Annotated in this window: 15 protein-coding genes; 6 read left to right on the top strand and 9 right to left on the bottom strand. The window is 60.2% G+C overall.

From position 1 onward, the window contains the following. The first annotated feature begins 545 nt into the window (after positions 1 to 545). Both K0P33_RS29955 and K0P33_RS29950 read left to right on the top strand, forming a co-directional pair. Positions 546 to 941 (top strand): hypothetical protein, encoded by a 396-nt coding sequence (locus K0P33_RS29955; protein WP_242156141.1) that lies wholly within the window; start codon positions 546 to 548, stop codon positions 939 to 941. A gap of 191 nt (positions 942 to 1,132) precedes the next feature. Continuing rightward, positions 1,133 to 1,585: a hypothetical protein gene (locus tag K0P33_RS29950; protein WP_242153180.1), complete on the top strand. Its 453-nt coding sequence runs from the start codon at positions 1,133 to 1,135 to the stop codon at positions 1,583 to 1,585. Positions 1,586 to 1,759: 174 nt separating this feature from the next. Here K0P33_RS29950 and K0P33_RS29945 read toward each other — a convergent pair whose 3' ends face one another. Then, a complete protein-coding gene (locus K0P33_RS29945; RefSeq protein ID WP_242153177.1) occupies positions 1,760 to 2,425 on the bottom strand; it encodes a polysaccharide lyase family 7 protein in 666 nt (221 codons plus the stop codon). Positions 2,426 to 2,735: 310 nt separating this feature from the next. On the opposite strand from K0P33_RS29945, the gene K0P33_RS29940 reads away from it, so the two are divergent. Genes K0P33_RS29940 through K0P33_RS29930 form a run of 3 tightly spaced genes read left to right on the top strand, consistent with a single transcriptional unit; the run spans position 2,736 to position 5,700 of the window. Beyond that, positions 2,736 to 4,841, top strand: a complete 2,106-nt coding sequence (locus tag K0P33_RS29940; RefSeq protein ID WP_242153174.1) for an EAL domain-containing protein — start codon at positions 2,736 to 2,738, stop codon at positions 4,839 to 4,841. A gap of 42 nt (positions 4,842 to 4,883) precedes the next feature. Then, the gene (locus K0P33_RS29935) at positions 4,884 to 5,384 is read left to right on the top strand and encodes a M48 family metallopeptidase (protein WP_094949103.1); all 501 of its coding nucleotides are present in this window, start codon (positions 4,884 to 4,886) and stop codon (positions 5,382 to 5,384) included. Positions 5,385 to 5,403: 19 nt separating this feature from the next. Beyond that, positions 5,404 to 5,700: a winged helix-turn-helix domain-containing protein gene (locus K0P33_RS29930; protein WP_094949102.1), complete on the top strand. Its 297-nt coding sequence runs from the start codon at positions 5,404 to 5,406 to the stop codon at positions 5,698 to 5,700. A gap of 114 nt (positions 5,701 to 5,814) precedes the next feature. Here the strand turns inward: K0P33_RS29930 and K0P33_RS29925 are convergent, their stop codons facing one another. Further along, entirely contained in the window at positions 5,815 to 6,267 is a 453-nt protein-coding gene (locus K0P33_RS29925; protein WP_094949101.1) for a GNAT family N-acetyltransferase, read from the bottom strand. Positions 6,268 to 6,466: 199 nt separating this feature from the next. On the opposite strand from K0P33_RS29925, the gene K0P33_RS29920 reads away from it, so the two are divergent. After that, positions 6,467 to 7,204, top strand: coding sequence for a transporter substrate-binding domain-containing protein (locus K0P33_RS29920; RefSeq protein WP_094949100.1), 738 nt, complete (start codon positions 6,467 to 6,469; stop codon positions 7,202 to 7,204). A gap of 87 nt (positions 7,205 to 7,291) precedes the next feature. On the opposite strand, the gene yccS is transcribed toward K0P33_RS29920, so the two are convergent. The 7 genes from yccS to K0P33_RS29885 all read right to left on the bottom strand — a co-directional run bounded on the left by yccS (position 7,292) and on the right by K0P33_RS29885 (position 17,957). Further along, positions 7,292 to 9,475 carry a YccS family putative transporter gene (gene yccS, locus K0P33_RS29915; RefSeq protein WP_094949099.1) on the bottom strand — a complete coding sequence of 728 codons (2,184 nt, stop codon included), beginning with the start codon at positions 9,473 to 9,475 and terminating at the stop codon, positions 7,292 to 7,294. A 210-nt stretch (positions 9,476 to 9,685) separates the two neighbouring features. Then, the gene (locus K0P33_RS29910) at positions 9,686 to 10,864 is read right to left on the bottom strand and encodes an NAD(P)/FAD-dependent oxidoreductase (protein ID WP_094949551.1); all 1,179 of its coding nucleotides are present in this window, start codon (positions 10,862 to 10,864) and stop codon (positions 9,686 to 9,688) included. 189 nt (positions 10,865 to 11,053) lie between these two features. Then, positions 11,054 to 12,391 carry an ATP-dependent RNA helicase DbpA gene (gene dbpA, locus K0P33_RS29905; RefSeq protein WP_240995367.1) on the bottom strand — a complete coding sequence of 446 codons (1,338 nt, stop codon included), beginning with the start codon at positions 12,389 to 12,391 and terminating at the stop codon, positions 11,054 to 11,056. A gap of 130 nt (positions 12,392 to 12,521) precedes the next feature. Further along, complete coding sequence (mdtD, locus tag K0P33_RS29900) at positions 12,522 to 13,949, bottom strand: multidrug transporter subunit MdtD (RefSeq protein ID WP_094949550.1); 1,428 nt, start codon at positions 13,947 to 13,949, stop codon at positions 12,522 to 12,524. A gap of 36 nt (positions 13,950 to 13,985) precedes the next feature. Further along, a complete protein-coding gene (locus K0P33_RS29895; RefSeq protein ID WP_094949549.1) occupies positions 13,986 to 14,888 on the bottom strand; it encodes an alpha/beta hydrolase in 903 nt (300 codons plus the stop codon). Positions 14,889 to 15,198: 310 nt separating this feature from the next. After that, positions 15,199 to 16,515 carry a metallopeptidase TldD-related protein gene (locus K0P33_RS29890; protein WP_242153171.1) on the bottom strand — a complete coding sequence of 439 codons (1,317 nt, stop codon included), beginning with the start codon at positions 16,513 to 16,515 and terminating at the stop codon, positions 15,199 to 15,201. Continuing rightward, positions 16,515 to 17,957, bottom strand: a complete 1,443-nt coding sequence (locus K0P33_RS29885) for a TldD/PmbA family protein (RefSeq protein WP_242153168.1) — start codon at positions 17,955 to 17,957, stop codon at positions 16,515 to 16,517. The genes K0P33_RS29890 and K0P33_RS29885 overlap by 1 nt, the downstream gene beginning before the upstream one ends. Positions 17,958 to 18,114 lie beyond the last annotated feature (157 nt).

Here is an 18,114-nt window from a genome sequence, read left to right as displayed (position 1 = left end):
AGGTCTCCCACGCACAGCCGCCATAACAAGACGGCCATTGGCAGGAACGCCAGGGCTGTTTTGACGGGTGCGGAATTAACTCTGTAGGGCTGCGAAACCCTATCGCTGTTCAATGCCAGCGACGGGGGGAACTATAAGCGCCGATCTAGCTTGCCGCAACGGTCGTGTAGGACGAGCACTTAACCCTCAACCGACGCAGGGCAACTGTGGGAGCCGGGCTTGCCCGCGATGGCGGTGTGTCAGCCGCCGCAAAGACTGGCTGATCCACCGCCATCGCGGGCAAGCCGGGCTCCCACAGGGACTGGCGGTGCGTTTAAGAGGTTGGATTACCCCATGAATTGTCCTTGGGTTTGCCGGACATTACCTACGAATCGAAACGCTCCTGAGTTGTTTGCAGTCGGAACTGTCCTGAATACTAATAAGTTGATGTTCCGGCGGCGCTACAGCCTTTCTGTTTTATTGGTAGGTCATTGAAAGTGCGCTTTTATCGGCCTTGGATCATTTAAGGTGAAGCCTTGGTGAAGTTCAATGATGGAGCGTTGATGATGGGTTTTATTAAAGCCGCTGGCGTTATTCTGGCGTTGGCAGCTGCAGGGTCTTTTGCATACGCGGAAAGTCGGATATTTACCGCCTCTATTGATGATAAAGGCCAGGTCACTGCGCAATCTCCCCAGTGGCTGAAAGAGGTAAAGTTGACTGCGCAGCCTGATTACTTTTCGGAGTACAAAGTCCGCTTCGTGCCCGGCGTCTTTAAACAGCCACCACGCTTCTGTTCGGTCTCGGTAACCGATGTCAGTACCACTGAGCATGTTTTCTATGGTCATGCGAAGTTGGGCAGTGTGCCCGCGATCAACTACGTGAATGTCTTGACCCTCAAGGTGGGCGATAATAACCCTACCGGTGATTCATCGATGGGCTTCATGTTGATATGCATTGAATAACTTTCTGTCACTGACAGGCGTTGGTAGGGCTTCCTTTAAGAGGAGGGTAGGTCACTAAAAACCTGGCTGCCATGCGCTTATTATTTGGTTTTATCAACTGTCAAACTTGGCAGTTGTTTTTCAGTGCCGGGTCTCTACGATCATCGTATAACCCACCCGGGTTTAAGCATGGTCGCAAGGTGAGGTGCAGGATGCCGCCCAGATATCGCGTACTTTCAGTAGCGCTTGACGGATATTATTCGGACTTTTTTACGGACAGGCTTGAAGATGAGCTGGGCTTTGATCCAGTTAATCCAGCAAACGTTGCCTACGCCAAATATAATAAGCCATATGCTCGATTTCAATATTTGGGCGGCTTTGGTCTGGCGGTACCCGCCACTGCATTGCCCGTTACGCCACAGCCTGGCGATAAATGGGACATTGATATTCAAAATTTAACAACGGGTAGTCCTTCGGCGGTTTTTAATTATTCATACACCTTTTTGTCGGGCAGTGTGGGCCGGTCACTGCGTGCATTGGTGGGTATGCCCGCTATGCAAGTGCTCGGGCCGGGCCTAATTGAAATCAACGCTTCATTCACATCAAACGCCGCCAATACGGTCTATATTTTCCAGCCTAAACAGATAACGTTGGTAGCGCCGTAATGATAACGTTCAGGCTAACAAACCATTACGTAGAGATACATCGACCTGTCGGAACTTGGCTGCTTACGTAATGCGAACCCCTATGGGGGCGATGAAAGCCCGCCCCCACCGTCGGTCGGCTATGCAATGATCATTGGGTTCAAAGGTTGAGGCTTATGTCGATTGAAGCCTGGCTTACTCGTGATCAATATCCAACTTCGCAAATGTCACCCGCGCGCCTTCTTTATTGTCCCCACTGTTGTCTTGCACATACGCCCCCGCCTTGAAATACAACGGTTTGGCGCCCCACGCGGCACCGATGCGTTCATTCCACTGCCCGTCAGCGGCCTCCACACTCAGCAAGCCGGCCTTATTGAGGTTGATCACATAGGTAAAGCTCTTCTCCAGCGGCACATTGGAGGCCACGATAACCACGCGGCCTTCGTCTTCATCCGGGCGCATGCGCACTTTGGCGACGATGTTGCCGGTCTGGGTTTTTTCCTTGAATTGGTATTCCAGTTTGATCAGCGGTTTTTGGCTGTCATAGGCGTGGATCTGGCCGATCACGACTTTGCCGGAAGAGGGCACCTGATTGACGGCCAGGGTTGCGCGCAGGAAGTTGTCGGCGTCGGGGTAGGTCCAGTTACGCAAACGCCCGTCGGCGTAGGTTTCGCGCAGTTCGCTGCGCGGGTAAACGGCGTTTTCGGTGCGGGTACCGGTCACCGGTGTCCAGAATTTCACGTTGCTGCCTTCGGCCTGGAAATATTGGTCCTTGAAGCCGCTAAGCAGTTTCGGCGTGTCGATGGTCGCGGGCGGCGAGCCGACCGGAATGCTCAGGTTCCAGGTGGAAAGGTCGATCATGGTGTTGGCCTTTTACAGAGGGTGAAGGCTTTGGCCCGAGGGCCTTGCAGGTTCTTTATAGGCGGTGATCGTCCGGTTGTTAAACGATTACTGGCAATTTATTGGCGTCAGAGGAGTGCCAAAAAGCCATGTTTCCCATGAACCGTGGCCTGTAGGGCTTGACCGTTAGTCGGCTTCCAGGGCTTTGGCGCAATGATGGCACCCACGTCACTTCTGCTTTTTTGGAACCGGGGCTAGAGTGAGGCCTCATTGTTTGTCCGGTTTTTATATCAGAAGTGACCGGTGCAGCCCCTCAAGGAAGAGACGTAGCATGGATTGCGCTCCACACCCAGGCGATGGCAGTTCGGTACTCTTGGTGGTCGATGACTACCCGGAGAACCTCGTCAGCATGCGTGCGCTTTTGCAGCGTGAAGATTGGCACGTGATGACTGCGGCGTCGGGGCTTGAAGCCTTGGAGCTGCTGCTGGCGCACGAAATCGACCTGGTGTTGCTGGATGTGCGCATGCCCGGCATGGACGGCTTCGAAGTCGCCCGCCTGATGCGCGGCAGCCAACGTACGCGCATGACGCCGATTATCTTCCTGACCGCCCACGCCCAATCGCCCGCCGCGGTGCTGGAAGGCTATGCCAGCGGCGCCATCGATTACCTGTTTAAACCGTTTGACCCGCATATTCTCAAGCCCAAGGTGCAAGCCCTGCTGGAGCACCAGCGTAACCGCCGGGCCTTGCAGCGCTTGAGCCATGATCTGGAATCCGCGCGAGCCTTCAATGCCTCGGTACTGGACAACGCCGCCGAAGGCATCCTGGTGGTGGGCGAGGGCAGTGTGATTGAGTACGCCAACCCGGCAGTTTCGCGGCTGCTTAACGCCACGATGGCGGAGTTGCAGGGCGAGAGCTTCCTGAGTTTCTTGCAAAAGCCCCATGTGCCCGCCTGGCTGGGCTTCCCGATGTACGAGGCGTATCGCAAGGGTGAGACGTGGCGCCAGCACGACGCCATTTTGCGCACCGGTCGCGGCCAGCAGGTGCCGGTGGCGTTGTCCTGCGCGCCCTTGCCCGCCGAGCAGAAGGCCATGGTGGTGACGGTGCTGGACATGTCCGAGGTGCGCCACCTGCATCAGCAACTGGAGTTCCAGGCGGTGACCGACCCGTTGACCGGGCTGCTGAACCGGCGTGGCTTCCACCAGGCGGTGGAGAACATGCTGCTGCGCAGCGAGCGTAACGAGTTGTCGCTGGTGTTGCTCTACCTGGACCTCGACGGTTTCAAGCGGGTCAACGACTCGTTGGGCCACGATGCTGGGGATCGGGTGCTGCGCTGGGTCTCGGAGCAGATGCAGGCGTGTCTGCGTTCCTACGACATTCTCGGGCGCATGGGCGGGGATGAATTCACTGCATTGTTAGAGCTGGAGTTCCCGGAGCAGGCGGCGAAAATTTCGGAAAAACTGATCGAGCGCGTGTCTGTGTGCCAGCAGGTCGACGGTTTGGATGTGATGCTCGGTGTCAGTATCGGCATTGCGACCTTCCCGGACTGCGGCTCGGATTTGAACGGCCTGCTGCGCGCGGCGGACATCGCCATGTACGAAGCCAAGCGCGCGGGGCGTCAGCAATATCGGTATTACGATCAGGAAATGAACGGCCGCGCCCGCTCGCGCCTGATGCTTGAAGACAGCGTGCGAACCGCGATTCAGAACAAGGACTTCACCTTGGTGTACCAGCCCCAGGTGTCGCTGGAGGACGGGCGTTTGCGCGGCGTCGAGGCGCTGCTGCGCTGGCAGCACCCGAGTGTCGGCGATGTGCCGCCGGGCCTGTTTTTGCCGCTGTTGGAAGAGGCGCGGCTGATCAGCCAGTTGAGCGCCTGGATCTACCAGCAAGTCGCCGCCCAACGGCAAGCCTGGCAAGCGAGTTTCCATGAAGAGCTGGTGCTGAGCGTGAGCTTGAGCAGCAGCCAGTTCAACATGCCCAACCTGGCCAGCCAGCTGCAGCAGGTACTCGACCGACATGGGTTGCAGGGGCGGCAGTTGGAGGTGGAAATCAGTGAAGACAGCCTGATGAGTAACCTTGAAGAAACCAACAAGCAGTTCAAATTATTGCGTCAGGTCGGCGTGCGTATCGCGCTGGATGACTTTGGTTTGGGGCAGTGTTCCCTGGCCCACCTGCGTGACCTGGAGTTCGACACGCTCAAGCTGGACCCACAACTGGTGGCGCGCCTGCCGGGCTCGATGCGGGACGCGGCCATGGCCCGTAGCATCATCCAGCTGTGCGGGCATTTTGATGTGCTGGTGATCGCCGAGGGCGTGGATACCCTCGAACAGTCGCAGTGGCTCAAGGCCAATGGTTGCTCATTTATCCAGGGGCCGTGGGCGGCGCAGCCGCTGCGGCCTGAGGAAATGGCCGATTGGTCCCACCCTGGGCCGCTTTGAATTCGCTACACTGGCGGCCATTCGAACCTTGTTGCTGAACTCATGACCGCGCTGAAATACCTCCAGGCCTACCCCGCAGCTCTTCAGGAACAAGTGCGCCAGATGATCGCCAAGGACCAGTTGGGCGCCTATCTGGAACAACGTTACCCCGAACGCCATGCGGTGCAGAGTGACAAGGCGTTGTACAGCTACGCCCTGGCCTTGAAGCAGGAACACCTGCGTAACGCGCCGGCCATCGACAAAGTGCTGTTCGACAACCGCCTGGACCTGACTCACCGCGCGTTGGGCCTGCACACCACGATTTCACGGGTGCAGGGTGGCAACCTAAAATCCAAGAAAGAGATTCGTATTGCCGCACTGTTCAAGGAGGCGGCGCCGGAGTTTCTGCGCATGATCGTGGTGCACGAACTGGCGCACTTCAAGGAATCGGACCACAACAAGGCGTTCTACAAACTCTGCGAATACATGATGCCCGGCTACCATCAGGTGGAATTCGACCTGCGGGTGTACCTCACGTATCGCGACTTGCAGGGCAAGCCCTAACCTCAGTAGGCGATCAAGCATGGACGTGAGCAAGACCAAAAGCAGTTTCTACCGCCGCCTGTATGTGGCGTACCTGATCGACAGCGGGCAAGCCAGCAGCGTCCCGGCGTTGACCGACGCCACCGGCATGCCTCGGCGCACGGCGCAGGACACGATTGCCGCGCTGGCCGACCTGGATATCGTGTGCGAGTTCGAGCAGGAAGACGGTGCGCGCAACCATGCCGGGCACTATCGGATTCGCAGTTGGGGGGCGATTGATCGGAAGTGGATCGAGGCGAACCTGGCGGGGATCAAGCAGGTGTTGGGTTATCCCTGAATGTGGCGGTGATTGGGCTGACGCTTTCGCGAGCAAGCCCGCTCCCACATTCGACCGCGTTTCAGAGGGTGTACACGGTTAAATGCGGGAGCGGGCTTGCTCGCGAAAAGGGGCTCAAGCGCGCCGCATACCAATATGTGGAATATCATCTTCCAAATATTGCTCACCCTCCACCACAAACCCATACCGCGCGTAATACCCCTGCAAGTGCGCCTGGGCTGACAGAAAGATCGGCGTCTCAGGCCAGATATCTTCAATGCGCTTGAGGGCCTCTTCCATCATCTGATGGCCCAGCCCGGTGCCGCGTGCCACTGGCGCGACGATCACGCGGCCGATCACCACATCATCGTCCTGGGTCTGCGGGTCCAGCAGGCGCAGGTAGGCCACCAGTTCGTCATCTTTCCAGGCCATCAAGTGGTGGGTATCGCCCGAAAGGTCCTGCCCGTCGAGGTCCAGGTAAACGCACTGCTGTTCAACGACAAAGACCTCGCTGCGCAGACGCAGAATGGCGTACAGCTGTTCCTTGCCTAAGTCATCGTGATGCTTGCAGACCCAATCAACCGTCATGGTGTGCTCTCTCAATTAATGGCTGTTGCCGATAGTAAGCGCGACGGGCCCCCCTGTCTAAATTCGTCATTTTTGTGAATGGCGTCAATTTGCCATCATTCAGTGCAATCCCCGCTGAGTTCTTTGTGTAATCTGCAATACAGGCTCATTGATGAGCTACTGTTATCAGGCCACTGCCTGCCCGCCAAGGACTTTAAGCATGCCGCGATTTTCTCGTGCCGTTGCTTTGATAGGAGTGTTGCTGCTGACCACGCCTGCGGTCGCACAACGTCTGCGCCTGGTAGCGGATGCCTGGCCCCCGTTCACCGATGCCACCTTGGTCAACGGTGGGTTGGCCACCGATATCGTCAGCACCGCCTTGGCTCGCGCCGGCTACGCCAGTGATTTCGAACAGGTGCCCTGGGCGCGAGCGCTGATGGGCGTGGGCGACGGGCGTTATGACGTGCTGGTCAATGCCTGGTACGACGATTCACGCACGCAATTGGGGCAGTTTTCCGCGGAATACCTGTTGAACCGTGTGCGCTTTATCAAGCGCCGCGACGATCCCATCGATTATCAGAGCCTGGAACAACTGCACGACCAGCCCATCGCGGTGGTGCGCGGTTATGCCTACTCGGCGGCCTTCGACCAGGATGCGCAGTTGCAGAAAGTGCCGGTGCATAACTTCGCCATGGCCGTGCGCATGCTCGCGGCGCAGCGCGTAAGGCTGACGCTGGAAGATGAATATGTTGCGCGCTATTACCTGGCGCGCGAATCGCCCCGGGTGCGCAATACGGTGGAGTTTTTACCCAAGCCGCTGAGTGAGAACAGCCTGCATATTCTGGTCAGCCTGAAGAACCCTGAGCATGAGCAAATTGTCGCCAGTTTCGACCGGGAGATTGCCAGGATGAAGGTCGATGGCAGTTATGCGCGGTTGATGAAGGCGCACGGGATGTAGGGTGCTTGAGGGCCACATCGCGGGCAAGCCCGGCTCCCACAGGTAACCGCATTCCAATGTGGGAGCTGGCTTGCCTGCGATAGCGATTTAGGCCGCGCTGGTATCTTTGATCAGGTGCGCCGCCAACGTGCGCAATGGCCCCAACTGCCGGCAGATCAACGCCAACTGGGTCTGCACCAACCGTTGCCCTTCATCAATCTCATCCGGCATCTGTTCCAGCTCCGCCGCCAACGCTTCCTCAGCATCGCTCTGAATCGCAACCGGCTGCTTGTTGGCCAGCCCCGTGGCGATCTCGTCGATGCTCGCCGCCAGGCTGTTACCGGCGCCGTCGATCAAATGTTCACGCACCTCGGCCGGCAGTTGCGTTTCGCGGTGCGCGCCCAGCCCCGACAGGTAACTGAGCAAGGTGTGCGACAGCACCAGAAAACGGAAGCCTACGTCAGCCTCTTTGCGAAAGTGCCCTGGCTCCATCAGCATATTTGCCAGCGTGGTGGACAGCGCCGCGTCGGCGTTGTGGGCGTTGCGCCGGGCCAAGCGGTAGGCCAGGTCGTCGCTCTTGCCCGCGGCGTATTGCTGCATGATCTGGCGCAGGTAGATGCTGTTGCAGGTCAGGGTGTTGGCCAGCACCTTGTTCAGGCGGCGGCCTTGCCAGTCTGGCAAGAACAGGAACACCGCGAGGCCCGCGATCAGGCTGCCGAGCAGGGTATCGAACAGCCGTGGCAGGAACAGCCCGTAGCCATCACCCACTTGGTTGAAGCAGAACAACACCATCAAGGTGATCGCCGCCGTGGCCAAGGTGTAGCGGGTGGTGCGGTTGATAAAGAACACCAGCCCTGCGGCGATGGCGAACAGCGATTGCACCACGGGGCTTGGGAACAGGTCGAACAGCGCCCAGGCCACGGTCAAACCGATGGCGGTGCCGATGATCCGCTGGCCGAGCTTGCGCCGGGTGGCGCCGTAGTTGGGCTGGCAGACGAACAAGGTGGTGAGGATGATCCAATAACCCTGGGAGGCGTGAATCGCATGCAAGGTGCCGTAGCCGATGGTTAACGCCAGGGCCAGGCGCAAGGCATGGCGGAACAGCAGCGAGGTCGGCGTCAGTTGCGTGCGCAGGCGCGTCCACATTTCCTTGAGGTTGCGCGGGGCGCGGTCCAGCAGGTTGCTGTCGGTGGCGTCGGCGAGTGCGTCGGGGTTGCTGGCGTCGCCGAGCAGGCGGTCGAGTGTCGACAGGTTGGCCGCCAGGGCGCGCAATGAGCGCAGCAGGCCGCGCCAGGCCGGGTTGCTCTGGACGCGCAGGTGTTCCAACGAGGCATTCAGGTCGCCGAGGGCTTCGGCGAAGCTGTCGTCGTAAATGAACGGCTGGCGCAGTTGAATCGACTCGCCCAAGGTCTGGCAGGCCTTGCCTTGCTGGCGCAACAGGCGCTGGCAGCGGAACAGCACGTCGCTGTGGAAGAAGGCATCGGCCAAGGCGTTATACGGGTAGTGAGACGAGCTGGCGCGTTCGTGGATGTCCTGGGCCAGGAAATACAGCTTCAAGTAGCGGCTGACCTTGGAGCCTGGGCGGCCATTGCCGACGCGGTGCAGGATGATTTCCTTCGCCGCATTCAGCGCCGCCACCACCCGGCCATTTTGCTGGGCCAGTTCCAGGCGGCGCGCTTCTACGTCCAGCTGACGGATCGGTTCGAACAGCGACGATTTGAGCTTGAGGTAACGCCCCAGCTCGCGAAACAGCCGCGCCAGGCTTTGCTGCACTGGCTGGTTGGAAAACAGCGCCTGCCACAGCACCGACAGCACGCCATACCACGCGGCACCGGCCACCAGCAGCAGCGGTTCATGCCAGAAATCAGACACGGCACCACCGCGCTGGTCCACACCGATCATGGTGTACACCGACAGAATCAGCGTCGCCGAGGCAATCGCACCATAGCGCTCGCCCAGCGCCCCGAGCATGGTCAGGCAGAAACTGGCCAGGGCCAGAGCGATCGCGAAGATCCAGGGGTAAGGGAACAGCAGTTCCACCGACAGCGCGGCGATGCTGAAACACACCAGCGTCACCGCTAGGGCATTGAGGCGGCCTTGCCAACTGTCATCGGTCTCGGCCAGGGCGCTGGCGATGATCCCCAGGAACAGCGGGATGAGCAGCGTCATTTCATCCTGATACCAGCACAGCGCCATGCTGCCGGTGAGGGCGATGAATACCCGCACGCTGTAACTGAATTTATCCAGCGCCCACAGGCGCCGCATGGACTGCTTGAACGAGGTCGATGACATGAAGTCTGGTGTCTTCCGGGACGATGCCGTTAAATTGAGCTATCAAGGACGCCACGGCAAGCGTAGCGATCACATCAATTGCGCAAAATAACTTCCAAGCACACCACAAAAGCAATGTGGGCGCTGGCTTGCCTGCGCTAGCGATGTTGGATTCACCACCGCTATCGCACGCAGGCAAGCCAGCTCCCACATTTTGACCGCGTACAACCTTTAGGCGTATTGCGCAGCCGCGTAGCCCGAAGCCCACGCCCACTGGAAGTTGAACCCACCCAAGTGGCCGGTCACATCCAGCACTTCACCGATGAAGTACAACCCCGGGCTTTTCAGCGACTCCATGGTCTTGGACGACACTTCGCGCGTATCCACCCCACCCAACGTCACCTCGGCCGTGCGATAGCCTTCAGTGCCGGCCGGCACCAGTTGCCAGCTGCCGAGTTTTTGCGCGATATCGGCGATTTCGGCGTGGGTGTACTGCTTCATCGGCTTGGACACAAACCAGGTTTCCGCCAGCAGGTTGGCCATCTTCTTGGTGAAGATCTCACCCAGCAGGGTTTTCAACTCGCTATTGGGGCGCTCGACCTGTTGCTGTTGCAGCCAGGCGTGGGCGTCGTGGTCGGGCAGCAGGTTGATTTCCACGGTGTCGCCGGTTTCCCAGTACGAGGAGATCTGCAGAATCGCCGGCCCGCTCAGGCCGCGGTGGGTAAACAGGATGTTCTCGCGAAAGCTTTGGTCGTTGCAGCTGACCAGGCAGTCCACCGAGGTGCCGGACAGCTCGCCACACAAGTCCTTGAGCTGGTCGGTGATGGTGAACGGCACCAATCCTGCGCGGGTCGGCAGCAGTTCATGGCCGAACTGCTTGGCCACTTGATAACCAAACCCGGTAGCGCCCAAGGTCGGGATCGACAGGCCGCCCGTGGCAATTACCAAAGACTCGCAGCGCAGTTCACCCAACGTTGTTTGCAACTGATAACCGGCGTCCAGCTTGGCAATCTCCTGGACCGACGTGTCCAAGTGCATGCTCACGCCAACTTGAATGCATTCATCCAGCAGCATGCCGAGGATGTCGCTGGATTTGTTATCGCAGAACAGTTGGCCGAGCTTCTTCTCGTGATACGGCACGCCGTGCTTGGCCACCAGCCCGATGAAATCCCACTGGGTGTAGCGGGCCAGGGCGGACTTGCAGAAGTGGGCGTTGTGCGAGAGGAAGTTGGCAGGCTCGGTGTACATATTGGTGAAATTGCAGCGGCCACCGCCGGACATCAGGATCTTTTTGCCGGCCTTGTTCGCGTGGTCGATCAACATCACCTTGCGCCCACGCCCGGCGGCGGTCAGCGCGCACATCAAACCTGCGGCGCCGGCGCCAATGATCACAACTTCGGTCGAGCGCAAAACGGTGTCCTCATACAAATTCTGAATTGGAATACAGTCAAATGTGGGAGCGGGCTTGTGTGGGAGCCGGGCTTGCCCGCGATGCAGGCACCTCGGTATGTCAGGTACACCGAGGTGATGCTATCGCAGGCAAGCCAGCTCCCACACAAGCCCGCTCCCACATTTAGATCTCTGTATAGCTTGAGATCTTTACAGGATCCGCACGCGCAACGAACGGCCTTTGATCTTGCCGTCATTCAAGCGCTGCAGGGCCTGCTTGGCGATCCCGCGCTCCACGGCCACGAAGGCCTGGAAGTCAAAGATCGCGATCTTGCCGACCTGGGCACCGGGGATGCCGGCATCACCGGTCAAGGCGCCGAGGATGTCGCCCGGGCGAACCTTGTCTTTACGGCCGGCGGCGATGCACAGGGTGCTCATCACCGGCAGCAACGGGCCGCCGCTCTGAGGCTTGAGGTTGTCCAACTGGTCCCAGTTCAACGGCGATTTCTGCAGCTGCTCGATGGCCTGGGCGCGGTGCGCTTCGGACGGCGCCACCAAGCTGATGGCGAGGCCGGTCTCACCGGCGCGGCCAGTACGGCCTACACGGTGAATGTGGATTTCCGAGTCACGGGCCAGTTCGACGTTGATCACCATGTCCAGCGAGTCAATGTCCAAACCACGCGCGGCCACGTCGGTGGCTACCAGTACCGAGGTACTGCGGTTGGCGAACATCGCCAGTACCTGGTCGCGGTCGCGCTGTTCCAGGTCGCCATGCAGGCCGACGGCGGAAATGCCCTTGGACGTCAGGTGGTCCACAGTTTCCTGCACTTGCTGCTTGGTGAAGCAGAACGCCACGCAAGAGGCTGGACGGAAATGCGCCAGTACCTTGGTCACGGCGTCCATGCGCTCTTCCGGAGAAATCTCGTAGAAGCGCTGCTCGATCTGGTCGTCGGAGTGGAACGCTTCGGCCTTCACTTGCTGCGGCGCGCGCATGAATTTCGAGGCCAGCTGCTTGATGCTCACCGGGTAGGTGGCCGAGAACAGCAGGGTCTGGCGGCGCGCCGGGGTCTTGCTGATGATGTCTTCGATGGCGTCGTAGAAGCCCATGTCGAGCATGCGGTCGGCTTCGTCGAGGATCAGCGTGTTCAAGCCGTCCAGCACCAGCGAACCTTTGCGCAGGTGCTGCTGGATGCGGCCCGGGGTGCCGACGATGACGTGGGCGCCGTGTTCCAGCGAGGCGATCTGCGGGCCGAGGGACACGCCGCCACACAGGGTCAGCACCTTGATGTTGTCTTCGGCACGCGCCAGGCGACGGATTTCCTTGGCGACTTGGTCGGCCAGCTCACGCGTCGGGCACATCACCAGGGCCTGGCAGCCGAAGTAGCGCGGGTTGATCGGGTTCAACAGGCCGATGCCGAAGGCGGCGGTCTTGCCGCTGCCGGTCTTGGCCTGGGCAATCAGGTCCAGCCCTTTGAGGATCACCGGCAAGCTTTGCGCCTGGATCTGCGTCATCTCGACATAACCCAGCGAGTCGAGGTTAGCCAGCATGGCGGCGGAGAGCGGCAAAGTATTAAAAGCGGTGGCGATGGTAGTCACGGGACTGGCTCTGCAAAACAAAATGTCGCGCAGTGTACCAGTCTCGTGGGAATTTCCCTGCAAGTTCTAGACGAGAAGCCTGTTAATGCTCGATGTCGTGCTCGCGGCTGACCACGCGTTTGCCGTCCGTTGGCGACAGTTGCAGGAAGATCGCCGCCGCCAGCATGGCCATGATGCCCACGGTGAGGAAGGTCAACTGGAATGCGCCGAGCACGCTTTCCACGCCATCGTTACCGGCCTCAGCGGTAAAGCCGCCGAGCAACGCACCGGCACAGGCCACGCCCAGGCTCAGGGACAGTTGCGCTACCACTGAGAGCAAACTGTTGCCGCTGCTGGCCTGGGCGTCGTCGAGGTCGATCAGGGTGACGGTGTTCATCGCGGTGAACTGCAAGGAGTTGATCGCCCCCAGTACCGCCAGCATCCCCAGTAGAAGCGGATAAGGCGTGTGCTCGCTGACCAGGCCCATGCTCGCCAGCATGATACCCAGTGCCAGCGTATTGCCGGTCAGCACGATGCGGTATCCCAGGCGCTCGATCAGTGGCCGGGCGATTGACTTGGCAAACATCGCCGCCGCCGCCAGCGGCAGCATGCTCATCCCGGCTTGCGATGGCGAGTACCCCAGCGCTACCTGCAACAGCAGCGGCACCAGGAACGGCAGGGCGCCGCTGCCGAGGCGCGCAAACAGGTTGCCGAGAATGCCCACGGCAAAGGTGCGGGTCTTGAACAGCACCGGCGAAAACAGCGGGTTATCGATATGCCCGGCGCGCAGCCAGTACGCCGCCAGGCACGCCAGCCCGCCGAACAGCAGCAACATCACGCGCAAATGCGGCAGGTGCAGTTCGCCCAAGCCTTCCATGGCGATGGTGATCAGCACCATCGCCGCACCAAACAGCACAAACCCCACGCTGTCGAAACGTGTGCGCTCGCTGCCGCGCAGGTCGGGGATGAGTTTCCACACGGCGTAGCAACCGATCATGCCCACCGGCAGGTTGATCAGGAAGATCCAGTGCCAAGTCAGGTATTGCACCATCCAGCCGCCCAGGGTCGGGCCGAGCAACGGGCCAAGCAGGCCGGGGATGGTAATAAAGCCCATGATCCGCACGAGTTCGGAGCGCGGATAAGCGCGTAAGACGACCAGGCGCCCCACCGGCAGCATCAGCGCACCGCCCAAGCCCTGGATGACCCGCGCGCCCACCAGCATGGTCAAGCTGCTGGACAGGGCGCACAACAGTGAGCCAATGCTAAACAGCATGATCGCGCCAAAGAAGATTTTCTTGGTGCCGAAGCGGTCGGCGACCCAGCCCGACGCAGGGATCAGCAAGGCGACGGTGAGCATGTAGGCGATCACCACCCCTTGCATGCGCAGCGGGTTTTCCGCGAGGTCCCGGGCCATGGCCGGCAGTGCCGTGTTGAGAATCGTCCCATCCAGCGACTGCATGAAGAAGGCAATCGCCACCACCCAGGGGAGCCAGCGGGCGGTCTTGGCATCGAGAGGGGCACGATTGGGCATGAGCTACCTTTTTGTTAGCAGGCTATGTGTCGGCGATTATGCGCCTTCCGTTACTCCTTTTCCCACTGGCGGTTCGTCTAAATCTGACAATGTCGCGTGCTCTCCGACGAGGAAATCCAACAGCGCTCGGTGCACCGCCAGCGCCGCCTCGCGGGACTCAAGGTCGAGTAAGTGGCCGGTGTGTTCGGCGACGGCGAAGCTGCTGCGACCGACGTACTTTTTGAACAGTTGGGCTTCGGCAGCCGGGGTGTACTCATCCAACGTACCGTTGAGGAAATGCACCGGGGTTTCGATCTGCGCGAGCGCCGGCAGGTAGTTGCCATCGCCCAGGCCCAGCACCTGGTGGATATGAAAGCGCGCTTGGCGGTACTCGTTGGTGGCCATGCTCGACAGGTGGCGGTGGTTATTGCGCTTGAGGCGGGGCGAGAGGTATTTGCCGACTGTTTCGTTGAGCAAATGGCCGACGGCGGACTTGTCATCGGCCTCAATTAGCACGCGCACGCGCTCCACATAATCGAGCATGGCCTGGTTGAGGTTGGGTGCCAGGGCCATCACCACCGAGCTTTCGATGGAGGGCGGGTTGTGCGCCAGGGTCAGCAATGTGGAGATGCCGCCCCACGAGGCTGATACCAAGTGGTTGACCTGGAAGCGCTCCACCAGCGCGCGCAGGATCTGCACCTCGTCGTCCTTGGTCACCAGGTCAAGGTCGGTGTTGTGCTCGCGCGAAAGGCCGGAGAACGGCAGGTCGAACAGCAGCACATTGAAGTGTTCCGCCAGGCATTTGCTGGTGCGGGCGAAGGAGCGGGTGGTGGACAGCGCTCCGTTGACCATCAGCACTGTTTTTTTTTCCGGATGCTCTTGTGAATGCTTACCTAGCTGCTCTACGTGCACGTTGTAGTGCTTGTAAAGCTTTTCAATGACAAAACTTCCATGGTCCATGTCAACGCTCCAGCTTGCCCAATCCAGGCAAGGTCATGCATCACGTGCGGGCACGTGGGGTTGGTGGCGGGATGCCACTAACCGTTATAACGAGGTTTTTTGCGGGCGACAACCGGCCGCACGGGGAGAAGTGTGAGATGGGATTTTGCGGTAGGAAGGGGTGAAGCGGGGGGGCAGAAACGAACATAGAACAGTGTGGGAGTTGGCTTGCCTGCGATGGCATCACGGCGGTCCTACTGACACACCGAGGTATCTACATCGCAGGCAAACCAGCTCCCACATAAGCCAGTTGCCACATTGGGTTTTGTGTTTACAGGGTGAGGGTCAGGCGTTTTACCAACGCGCCCGGCAACAGATTGGACGCCGTATTGCGCTGGCTGTACGTACTGGCCGACAACAACAGCTCCCGCTCAGCGGTCAGCGCTTCAAGCTGCGAACCGAGCAGGCTATAGACGCTGTCATCAAAACGCATGGTGCTCACCGGCGCCTTGATCTCGCCGTCTTCCACCCAGAACGTGGCGAAGCGCGTCATCCCGGTCAGGCGTGCTGCGGGCAAGTCCGAGTAGTTCAAATACCACAGGTTGCTGATGTACAGCCCAGTGCCCAACTGCTTGAGGATATCGGCCTGGGCCAGGCTGCCTGCGGCCATCTGCAAGGCGCTGGGCGACTCGTCGCTGCTGGCGCCGTTGGTGCTCAGGCCGTATTCGGCGGCGCTGCGCGAGTTGATCAACTGGCCGCAGGCGGTGCCCGCGTTAATCAGCGTGACATCCCCGCGCGGGTAGCCTTCGGTGGAAAACGCCTGGCTCAGCGAGCCGCTGATCTGCTCATCGACTTTTACCAATGGGCTCAACGACTGCTCACCGGCATACAGCTTTTGTAGCGAGCTGCCTTTGCTGGCGATGGCCTGGGCGGAAAACCCGCCCCAGGTGATGATGCCGATGATTTCTTCCAACGCTGCCGGGGCGAGGTAGGCGCGGTATTGGCCGGGGGCCAGGTTGTGCAAAGGGCGACCCAGAAATTCCAACTGTTCGCGCGCTTGCTGCAAGCGTGCGGCAAACTCGGCGCTGTTCCAGGTGTGCCCGGCGTAGCTGGCTTTGACCGCTTCGCCATTGGCGTGGAACAGGCTGAAATCGAAGTTGAAGCTGTTGGCCTGATGCCAGCCAAACGCACCGTCCGAACTGGCGAAGCCACGGCTGATCGGGCCTGCGGCATAGAAGCCGACCAAGTCCACGCCGGCGGCGGCCTGGCTGATGTCTTCCAGCACCTGGGCCAGTTCCGGTAAGGGCCGAAGCTGCTCGTTGTGGCTTTGCCAGGCGTTGTGATTAAGCAGCAAATACGGATCTTGCGGCAGCAAGGGCAAGGTTTCGCGCAATTGTTGCAGGCCATCGGCGAGGCGCTGGCGGTCCAGTTCCGGGGAGCCTGCCAAGGTAATGCCGAGGTCCGCATGGCGGCCGTCGTTGATCAGCTTGAGGTTCAGGCTGGCCTGTTGCACCTGGCCGGCTTGGCGTACCTGAGCGTGGTTGAAGCGCACGAACTCGGAGGATTCGCCCGCATAACCCAAGTGAAATTGTTCCTTGTCGGTGATGGCCTGCTTGAGCCATTGCACCAGTGCCTTAAAGTTGTTCATCAGGCATCTCCCCCAAATACGTCGACATCACTGAATACACACGCAGGTGACGCGTGGCCCACGCGGATCACTTGGTTAGGTTCGCCTTTGCCGCAGTTCGGCGTGCCCAATACCTTAAAGGTGCTGGCATCGCCGACGGCGCTGAGCTTGCGCCAGAACTGCGCGGAAATGGCACGGTAGTTGGGGTTTTTCACCACGCCCTTGAGCTCGCCGTTTTCGATCAGTTGGCCCCACTCGCAGCCGAACTGGAATTTATTGCGCGCGTCATCAATGGACCAGGAGCGGTTAGTACTCATCAGAATGCCGTGCTCGATACCGCTGATCAGCTCGGCCTGAGTCTTGTCGCCGGCCTCGATGTTCAGGTTGGCCATACGGTCGATCGGCGCGCGGTTCCAGCTGCACGCGCGGCTGTTGGCGACGCCGCCCAGGCCTGAGCGAAATTGCGACAGCGCGCCGCCCAATGGCTTGAGCAGCAGGCCGTCACGGATCAGGAACTGCTTGGTGGCGCGGGTGCCGTCGTCGTCATGGCTGTAGCTGGCGAGCTGCTCGGGGATGTCCGGGTCGAAGGTCACGTTGAGCAACGGCGAGCCGTATTGCAGGTGGCCGAAGTCGCTGGCTTTCACAAAGCTGGTGCCGGCGTAATTGCGCTCATCGCCCAGGATGCGGTCCAGTTCCAGCGGGTGGCCGATGGACTCGTGGATCTGCAGGATCATCTGGTCGGGCATCAGCAGCAGGTCGCGCGGGCCGTGGGGTGTGTTTGGCGCGAGCAACAGTTGCAGGGCTTCATCGGCCACTGAGCGGGCGGCGCCGGCCAGGCCGAAGCGGCGAATCACGTTCGCGCTGCCTTGCTGGCCGAAGTTGGTGCCGCCCAGGGTGCGAGTCTGGCTGTCGTTGCCGTCGAACGCGGTGACGCTCAGGCCCGGGTAGACGAAGCGCTGGGCCTGACGCAGCTCGGCACCGGCACTGTTGAGGTAGATCTGTTCCACGTGGGTGGTGCCCAGGCTGACTTCCCAGCTGACCAGGCGTTCGTCCTTGGGCACGCTGGCGGACTCATCGCCCAACAGTTGGTAGCAGTCGCTTAAGGAGGGAAAGGGCTGGTCAAGGTCAGGCGACAGGTAGTCGGCAACGTCGCTGGCCACCGGCTGCGTGTGCAGGTCGAGCAGGGCGTGGGGCAATATCCGCTGGGCTTGCTGTTCAGCGCGCTCAAGGGCGGCTTGCAGGCCGGCCAGGGAGGTGTCGTGGGTGGCGGCGTAGGCTTCCACGCCATTGAGGCGCACGGTGAGCATGGCGCCCTCATCGTGGTTCAGGTGTGGCGGCTCGGCGACGTTCTTGCGTACCGACAGGTATTGGCCGGATTCGCGCACGTAACGCAGCGAGAAGAATTCGGCGCGGGTGCGCAGGGCACTGAAGTGCTTTTTGAGTGTGGCGTGTTGGTCGAACATGGGGCCTTCCTTGTGGGCGGCTCATCGCGGGCAGGCAACAGATTAGGCCTGGGGCGGGGAGCGGATCAAGGAAAGTGTAGGGCGGCGAACTTGCGGTGTGGGGTCGGGCCTCATCGCGGGCAAGCCCGGTTCCCACAGTTGACCGAGTTGTTCAGAT

Source organism: Pseudomonas sp. ArH3a (assembly GCF_022648765.1).
Lineage (GTDB): Bacteria > Pseudomonadota > Gammaproteobacteria > Pseudomonadales > Pseudomonadaceae > Aquipseudomonas.
The sequence above is the reverse complement of the archived record's forward strand: the minus strand, read 5'-3'. Positions and strand labels throughout refer to the sequence as shown.

What these genes read in the sequence shown, in the direction of transcription:
- K0P33_RS29955 (WP_242156141.1), top strand. Translation starts at nt 546, where the DNA reads ATGGGTTTTATTAAAGCCGCTGGCGTTATTCTGGCGTTGGCAGCTGCA.
- K0P33_RS29950 (WP_242153180.1), top strand. Translation starts at nt 1,133, where the DNA reads ATGCCGCCCAGATATCGCGTACTTTCAGTAGCGCTTGACGGATATTAT.
- K0P33_RS29945 (WP_242153177.1), bottom strand. Translation starts at nt 2,425, where the DNA reads ATGATCGACCTTTCCACCTGGAACCTGAGCATTCCGGTCGGCTCGCCG.
- K0P33_RS29940 (WP_242153174.1), top strand. Translation starts at nt 2,736, where the DNA reads ATGGATTGCGCTCCACACCCAGGCGATGGCAGTTCGGTACTCTTGGTG.
- K0P33_RS29935 (WP_094949103.1), top strand. Translation starts at nt 4,884, where the DNA reads ATGACCGCGCTGAAATACCTCCAGGCCTACCCCGCAGCTCTTCAGGAA.
- K0P33_RS29930 (WP_094949102.1), top strand. Translation starts at nt 5,404, where the DNA reads ATGGACGTGAGCAAGACCAAAAGCAGTTTCTACCGCCGCCTGTATGTG.
- K0P33_RS29925 (WP_094949101.1), bottom strand. Translation starts at nt 6,267, where the DNA reads ATGACGGTTGATTGGGTCTGCAAGCATCACGATGACTTAGGCAAGGAA.
- K0P33_RS29920 (WP_094949100.1), top strand. Translation starts at nt 6,467, where the DNA reads ATGCCGCGATTTTCTCGTGCCGTTGCTTTGATAGGAGTGTTGCTGCTG.
- yccS (WP_094949099.1), bottom strand. Translation starts at nt 9,475, where the DNA reads ATGTCATCGACCTCGTTCAAGCAGTCCATGCGGCGCCTGTGGGCGCTG.
- dbpA (WP_240995367.1), bottom strand. Translation starts at nt 12,391, where the DNA reads ATGCTGGCTAACCTCGACTCGCTGGGTTATGTCGAGATGACGCAGATC.
- mdtD (WP_094949550.1), bottom strand. Translation starts at nt 13,949, where the DNA reads ATGCCCAATCGTGCCCCTCTCGATGCCAAGACCGCCCGCTGGCTCCCC.
- K0P33_RS29895 (WP_094949549.1), bottom strand. Translation starts at nt 14,888, where the DNA reads ATGGACCATGGAAGTTTTGTCATTGAAAAGCTTTACAAGCACTACAAC.
- K0P33_RS29890 (WP_242153171.1), bottom strand. Translation starts at nt 16,515, where the DNA reads ATGAACAACTTTAAGGCACTGGTGCAATGGCTCAAGCAGGCCATCACC.
- K0P33_RS29885 (WP_242153168.1), bottom strand. Translation starts at nt 17,957, where the DNA reads ATGTTCGACCAACACGCCACACTCAAAAAGCACTTCAGTGCCCTGCGC.